Source organism: Bacillus sp. RO1 (assembly GCF_012524115.1).
GTDB lineage: Bacteria > Bacillota > Bacilli > Bacillales > Bacillaceae_I > Sutcliffiella_A.
Map to the genome: position 1 here is coordinate 38,180 of NZ_JAAZWB010000038.1, position 6,799 is coordinate 44,978.

6 protein-coding genes are annotated in these 6,799 nt (G+C 45.5%); 1 reads left to right on the forward strand and 5 read right to left on the reverse strand.

Annotated elements, in window-relative coordinates; genetic code table 11:
- Nucleotides 1-30: 30 nt before the first annotated feature.
- The 5 genes from HC179_RS03330 to HC179_RS03350 all read right to left on the reverse strand — a co-directional run bounded on the left by HC179_RS03330 (nucleotide 31) and on the right by HC179_RS03350 (nucleotide 4,713).
- Nucleotides 31-975: a 5-oxoprolinase subunit C family protein gene (locus HC179_RS03330; protein WP_168863049.1), complete on the reverse strand. Its 945-nt coding sequence runs from the start codon at nucleotides 973-975 to the stop codon at nucleotides 31-33.
- Nucleotides 972-1,745: a LamB/YcsF family protein gene (locus HC179_RS03335; RefSeq protein WP_168863050.1), complete on the reverse strand. Its 774-nt coding sequence runs from the start codon at nucleotides 1,743-1,745 to the stop codon at nucleotides 972-974. Before HC179_RS03335 ends, HC179_RS03330 begins: the two co-directional genes overlap by 4 nt.
- Nucleotides 1,732-2,478 (reverse strand): 5-oxoprolinase subunit PxpB, encoded by a 747-nt coding sequence (gene pxpB, locus HC179_RS03340; protein ID WP_168863051.1) that lies wholly within the window; start codon nucleotides 2,476-2,478, stop codon nucleotides 1,732-1,734. The genes HC179_RS03335 and pxpB overlap by 14 nt, the downstream gene beginning before the upstream one ends.
- A gap of 24 nt (nucleotides 2,479-2,502) precedes the next feature.
- Nucleotides 2,503-3,732, reverse strand: coding sequence for an NRAMP family divalent metal transporter (locus tag HC179_RS03345; protein ID WP_168863052.1), 1,230 nt, complete (start codon nucleotides 3,730-3,732; stop codon nucleotides 2,503-2,505).
- A gap of 114 nt (nucleotides 3,733-3,846) precedes the next feature.
- Complete coding sequence (locus HC179_RS03350; RefSeq protein ID WP_168863053.1) at nucleotides 3,847-4,713, reverse strand: DegV family protein; 867 nt, start codon at nucleotides 4,711-4,713, stop codon at nucleotides 3,847-3,849.
- 185 nt (nucleotides 4,714-4,898) lie between these two features.
- Between HC179_RS03350 and HC179_RS03355 the strand changes: the two genes are divergently transcribed.
- Complete coding sequence (locus HC179_RS03355) at nucleotides 4,899-5,825, forward strand: nuclease-related domain-containing protein (protein ID WP_168863054.1); 927 nt, start codon at nucleotides 4,899-4,901, stop codon at nucleotides 5,823-5,825.
- Nucleotides 5,826-6,799 lie beyond the last annotated feature (974 nt).

The window sequence follows — 6,799 nt, forward strand, 5'->3', positions numbered from 1 at the left end:
ATTGGGGGCAGGCTTTTTTATAAGCAAAATTTATGTCACTTTCTCTAACACACTAAAAAGCTGTGCTCTCTTCAAGTACAATGCTTGTGCTTCTTCCACCGAAACTTCCCTGAATCGGATGGTATCACCTGGCTGAGCTTGAGCTAAAAGCGGAATATCATAGGAAATGACCGTGGCAATTCTTGTATATCCCCCAGTCGTCTGGCGGTCTGCCATTAAAAGAATCGGACTTCCATCTGCAGGCACTTGGACTCCCCCTAGAGGAATCGCTTCTGATATGATATCTGCAGAAGTTTTATGCTCGATTTTTGGTCCTTTCAATCTGTACCCCATGCGATCGGATTGTGGAGTAACTTCGTATGTCGCTGACAAAAACGTTTCCACAGAAGATTCGTGAAAGGCATCAAGATGCGGGCCAAGGCATACTCTGATTTCCATCTCTTTTTTATAAGATGGTATTTCATCAGGATGGATGGAACGACCTGTAGTTGCCTCATGCGATGGTTCTCCGTATAATACATCATCTTTTTCCAATGCCCTTCCTTGGAATCCACCGATTTGAGCCTTCAAGTATGTCGACTTACTTCCCATAACAACTGGTACGTCAAACCCACCCTCTACACAAATATAGGCGCGGGCTCCTTCCACTGGCCTTCCAAACTCGATAAGCTCCCCTTTTTTCACTTTGAAGCTCTTCCACATAGGTGCTTGCTTTCCATTAACTTTCGGAGACAGGTTTCCTCCACTAATGGCAACCACCACGTCCTTGAGCGCCTTTAATTCCGGACCCATGATGGTGACCTCCAGAGCAGCTTCTCCTTTATCGTTTCCAACTAAAAGGTTACCTATCTGAAGAGCAAAAGCATCCATCGCTCCGGCAACTACCATACCAAACTCCTGATAGCCTGTTCGGCCCAAATCCTGGAGAGTCGTAAGTAGGCCTGGTTTCATTACTTGAAAAAGCGGACTGCTCATAGTTGATCCACCGCCCCAAAAGCTTGAATCTCTACTTGGTTTTCTTCAAGTTTCGCTCTTAGTTTCCGCACAAACTCCAACGCTTCCGGCTCGTCTCCGTGCACACAGATGGTGTCTGCCTGGATGGAAATATCCTCTCCATTGACAGCCGTCACTTTCCCTTCCGTAACCATCCTCAGCACACGCTTGACAGCAAGGTCTGCTTCATGGATCATCGCATTAGCATGGGACCTTGGAGTAAGTGTACCATCAGGTTGATATGTCCTGTCGGCGAAAACTTCCTGCGCCACTTTTAACCCCACTTTTTCCCCTGCCCGAACAAGTTCACTTCCAGCCAAACCGAATAAAATCAGGTCTGGATCAACCGCGTGCACTGCTTTTGCTATTGCTGAAGCAACCACATCATCTTTGGAGGCGAGATTATACAAAGCGCCGTGCGGTTTTACATGGTGCACACTTGTACCAGCTACCGTCGCAGCGGCTTGGATTGCCCCAATTTGATAAACGACAAGGTTGTAGATCTCCTGTTGGCTCATATGCATATCCCTGCGGCCGAAGCCTGCAAGATCTGGGAAACCAGGGTGAGCTCCGATAGAGACTCCAAGGTCCGCAGCGGTCTGGACCGTTTTCATCAAAACGTTATAATCACCAGCATGAAAACCGCAGGCGATATTAGCAGAGGAAATATACTGAAGTACTTCCTTGTCATTTCCAATCGTATAGGCACCAAAGCTTTCCCCTAAATCACTGTTTATATCAACGGTCTTCATCGTGTGCTCCCCCTTTTGCATAACTCTTCACCTTGTATTCTCCACGTGAAACGGCTTCTTCTATCTCATCATATTCTTTCTGGCCAACAGGTACGAAACGGATATATGCACCGGCAGAAAGAAGGATAGGTTCCTCCCTCTCTGGATCATAAAGCTTCACAGGAGTCCTTCCGATAATCTGCCAGCCGCCTGGAGTTTCTAATGGATACACCCCTGTTTGTTGCCCTGCAATCCCAACAGAGCCTGCCTCAATTTTCGCTCGTGGGTTCTCCCGTCTTGGCGTAGCTATTTCCTTTGACATGCCTCCTAGGTAAGGAAAACCTGGAACAAAACCCATCATGTAAATAAGGTATGGTTGACTTGAGTGCGTGGATACCACCTCGTCCTCCGTCATTTCGTTGTAGCTCGCCACCTCTGATAAATCCGGCCCCACATCTCCCCCATAAAGGACAGGAATTTCATAGATGATGGCACTCGATTTCACTTCTTCCTTCTGCAATACTTCCTTAATAGCCTCAAGCGTGTTGCACAAATCCTTGTAGCTGATTTTATCAGTACGATAAAAAACGGTTAGAGTCGTATATGCCGGAACCAACTCTGTAATTCCCTCTATTTCAATCTTCTTAAGGTAATCCGCAAACATCCTGATTTGCTGATTGGTTTCCTCCGATATGTCGGACCCAAATAAAACCTGTATACCTGTATCCCCCAAGGGGTGAAATTCAATTTTCAATTTGTTTCCCCCCTCAATTTTTATTTAGGAAAATAACTTCGGAACCTGGTTGATCAGCGTAATTGCCGCCAGATATGCGGTTGCGATAAACACAATAGCACCGAAAATAGTTAACCATAGTGGATGCTTATAGTCGCCTACAATTTCTTTTTTATATGCAGCAATCAGTAGCGTCCCAAGTGCAACAGGTAAAATAAGGCCGTTAAACGCACCAGCTAGTATCAACAACAGAACTGGCTCGCCGATAAAAGCAAATATGATAGTAGAGACAATGATGAAGCCTATGATGACCTTCGAGTTATTCTGATCAACTTTCTTGGATAATGTTCGTAAAAAGGAAACCGATGTGTATGCTGCCCCGACAACAGAGGTGATTCCTGCAGCCCAAAGGACGAGGCCAAACATTTTATAACCAACCGTTCCCGCAGCTTCCATGAACACGGATGCCGGAGGATTGTTTGGATCTAACTTGAAGCCCGTTGCCACCACACCAAGCACAGCAAGGAATAAGAAAATACGCATGATAGAGGCGATAACAATTCCTGATACCGAACTCTTTGTAACTTGATGAAGGTTTTCTTTTCCACTGATCCCTGCATCCAACAGTCGATGCCCACCAGCGAACGTGATATAGCCACCCACTGTACCACCAACCAGGGTGATAATGGCAAACACATCAATCGTTTCCGGCGCAAACGTACGGAAAACAGCCTCTCCAACAGGAGGATTACTTTGGAATGCCACATAAAGGGTGAGCAAAACCATCATCAATCCCAAGTAACGAGCAATTTTGTCCATAGCCACACCTGCCTCTTTGGATAGGAAAATCCCTATGGCAATAGCAGCCGTGATGACGGCCCCAATTCGCACATCTATGCCGAAAAGGACGTTCATTCCAAGCCCAGCACCACCTATGTTACCAACGTTAAATGCAAGCCCCCCCAATGCAACTGCGAAAGCGAGGAAATACCCAAGTCCAGGCAAGACCATGTTCGCTATATCTTGTCCTCTTTTTTTAGAAACGGCAATGATTCTCCACACATTTACCTGTACCCCGATGTCTAGAATGATCGACATTAAAATAACAAAACCGAAGCTTGCCAATAGCTGTTCTGTAAAGACAGCCGTCTGGGTCAAAAATCCGGGTCCTATAGCAGATGCCCCCATCAAGAAAGCCGCTCCAAGCAGGACACTCCAGTTACTCTTGGTAGGCTGTTGTAAATCTGTGTATGTATTCTTCTGTTTTGAAGACATTATTAAAACCCTCCTTTTTTAAAATTCCCACTATTTTTTTGATAAATTAACACTACCATAAAAGAGGCAAGTATAAAAATTCACATAAAAAAACCACCTTGGATTAGGTGGCCATTAATTTTTTTCTACAAAGAACATGGAAAGTGCTCCAAGTCCAACATGTGTTCCAACAGATACCCCCATCTGCATGATGTGGATGGTCCCTGTGAAATCTGTTTCATTTTCTATTTTTATTTTCAGATTTTCCGCGATTTTGATATCTGACGTATACCCGATAATGATAAAATCCGTCACCTTTTTGTCCATTCGCTTACTAAACTCTTCCACATAATGCTTGAGGACCCTTTTTAAGCCTCTCTCTTTTGCGACAATGGCCCCTTTACCATTTTTCATCGTCATGATTGGTTTCAGCATCAGTAACTTACCGAGGAATGCACTCGCATTCGTCAGCCTTCCGCTTTTAATTAAGTGATCAAGGTCATCTACGGAGAGGAAATGCTTCACATTGGTTTTGTGGTTCTCGTTAAAATTTACTAACTCCTGAAAAGAAGCACCGCTCTCCCTCATCATCGCACTTTTTAGCACAAGCCAGCCGCTTCCATGACTCATACACTTTGAATCTACTACATGAATTTTCACAGGTGAACCTGGGTATTCTTCAAAAAAATAGCCTTTGGCTAATTCCGCCGATTGATAAGACCCGCTTGTGCCGCTCGACATGCAAATGCACAGAATTTCTTTGTAGCCGCTCTCAACAGCGTCCTTAATAATAGCCAAATACTCTACCGGACTCGGCATCCCCGTCGTCGGAAATTCCGAAAGCGCCTCCATCATTCCGTAAAATTCATCTGGCTCTATGTCCACTCGGTCCTTATATGTTCTTCCTTCAATGTTTATACTTAAAGGTGCCAGACTGATGTCATACATCTCCAACACTTCGTTTGATAAATCACAAGTTGAATCCGCCATTAATTTAATCATTCAGTTCCTCCAATAAAACATACTTCATTCATCATAACTGAAAGGGTTTTAATAGACTATCTAATTTATATAAAAAGGAGTAGGGTAAAATAAGGAAATGGGACCGCGAATTATTTACTGAAAATTATGTCATTAATAGTGTGGAACTGTTATAGTTAAGTAGATTATTAGAAAGGATGTGGGACATGCTAGTAAAATCACGTAATTTGTCAGTCGAAATACAAATTTATCAATCTTTGAACGCACGAATGACACTTCTTGAGAAAGAAAAGCAATACTTGTGGAATTTGGAGAAAGGTTATGAAGGAGAGTGCATGTTTGATGCCCTGACAGAAAAATTAGAGGGCGGTAATCACTTAATTTTAAATGACCTCTTGCTTAAGCATAATAACACCACTTTTCAAATTGACTCCTTTATTATCACTCCCCAGAATGGTTATCTTTTTGAAGTAAAGAACTTTGAAGGGGACTACTATTATGATTCCTCGTCTGATCACATGTACTATAAATCGTTATCTAAGCCCTTGGAAGTTACCAATCCCCTAACTCAATTAAATCGATGCAACTCGTTGCTCCGCCAACTGCTGAGTAATTATGGATTCAAATTACCCATTCTCGCTTCCGTGGTTTTCATCAACTCCGAATTCACTCTGTACCAATCCCCTCTTGATAAACCATTAATTCATCCAACCCAAATAAACAGATACCTTAAAGGCTTGGAAAATGACTTTTCGTCTAAGCTTAATAGCATGCACACCGCGCTTGCTGAAAAACTGACGTCCCTTCATATGGTGGATTCTCCTTTTAAGAACTTGCCGGGTTATTCTTATGAACAAGTTAAAAAGGGATTGGTGTGTACAGGATGTGCCTCTTTGTCTGTATTTGTTGAGGGGCGATCGGCGCGGTGTGTGAGGTGTCATAAGGTGGAGACGCTTGAGGAGATTGTATTGCGGCATGTGAGGGAGTTTAGGATGTTGTTTCCGGAGAAGCCTGTTTCTACAAAGAATATTCATGAATGGTGCAGACAGATAAAATCCCTAAAAACAATAAGACGCGTACTGGATAAACATTTGAACAATAAAGGAAGTAATAGATGGAGTTATTTTGAGTGATTTGTTTTTGTTACCTGTTTTAACTTGTTAGATGCTCGGGGGTGTAGAGCCGCTCTCTGTTACCGTTTCTCTCCTGCAACTCGGCGTTCGGGCCTTGAGAGCCGCTCTCTGTTACTGTTTCGCTCCTGCAACTCGGGCTTCGGGCCTTGAGAGCCGATCTCTGTTACCGTTTCTCTCCTGCAGCTCGGGCGTTCGGGCCTTGAGAGCCGATCTCTGTTACCGTTTCTCTCCTGCAACTCGGCGTTCGGGCCTTGAGAGCCACTCTCTGTTACCGTTTCTCTCCTGCAACTCGGGCTTCGGGCTTTGAGAGCCGCTCTCTGTTACCGTTTCCCTCCTACAACTCGGGCTTCGGGCCTTGGGAGCCGCTCTCTGTTACTGTTTCGCTCCTGCAACTCGGGCTTCGGGCCTTGAGAGCCGCTCTCTGTTACCGTTTCTCTCCTGCAGCTCGGCGTTCGGGCCTTGAGAGCCGCTCTCTGTTACCGTTTCGCTCCTACAACTCGGGCTTCGGGCCTTGAGAGCCGCTCTCTGTTACTGTTTCGCTTCTGCAGCTCGGGCTTCGGGCCTTGATGGCCGCTCTCTGTTACCGTTTCTCTCCTGCAGCTCGGGCTTCGGGCCTTGAGAGCCGCTCTCTGTTACTTTTTCGCTCCTGCAACTCGGGCTTCGGACTTTGAGAGCCGCTCTCTGTTACCGTTTCCCTCCTACAACTCGGGCTTTGAGGGCCGCTCTCTGTTACCGTTTCGCTCTTCCAACTCGGGCTTCGGGCTTTGAGGGCCGCTCTCTGTTACCGTTTCCCTCTTGTAACTCGGACCTCGGGCTTTGAGGGCCGCTCTCTGTTACCGTTTCTCTCCTGGCAACCGGGATTCGGGCTTTGTGGGCCGCTCTCTGTTACAGTTTCTCTCCTGCAACTCGGCACCAAGGCATTGAGAGCCGATCTCTGTTACCCTTTCTACCCCGTCGGCTGGGCTCTGTGACTT

What these genes read in the sequence shown, in the direction of transcription:
- HC179_RS03330 (WP_168863049.1), bottom strand. Translation starts at nt 975, where the DNA reads ATGAGCAGTCCGCTTTTTCAAGTAATGAAACCAGGCCTACTTACGACT.
- HC179_RS03335 (WP_168863050.1), bottom strand. Translation starts at nt 1,745, where the DNA reads ATGAAGACCGTTGATATAAACAGTGATTTAGGGGAAAGCTTTGGTGCC.
- HC179_RS03345 (WP_168863052.1), bottom strand. Translation starts at nt 3,732, where the DNA reads ATGTCTTCAAAACAGAAGAATACATACACAGATTTACAACAGCCTACC.
- HC179_RS03350 (WP_168863053.1), bottom strand. Translation starts at nt 4,713, where the DNA reads ATGATTAAATTAATGGCGGATTCAACTTGTGATTTATCAAACGAAGTG.
- HC179_RS03355 (WP_168863054.1), top strand. Translation starts at nt 4,899, where the DNA reads ATGCTAGTAAAATCACGTAATTTGTCAGTCGAAATACAAATTTATCAA.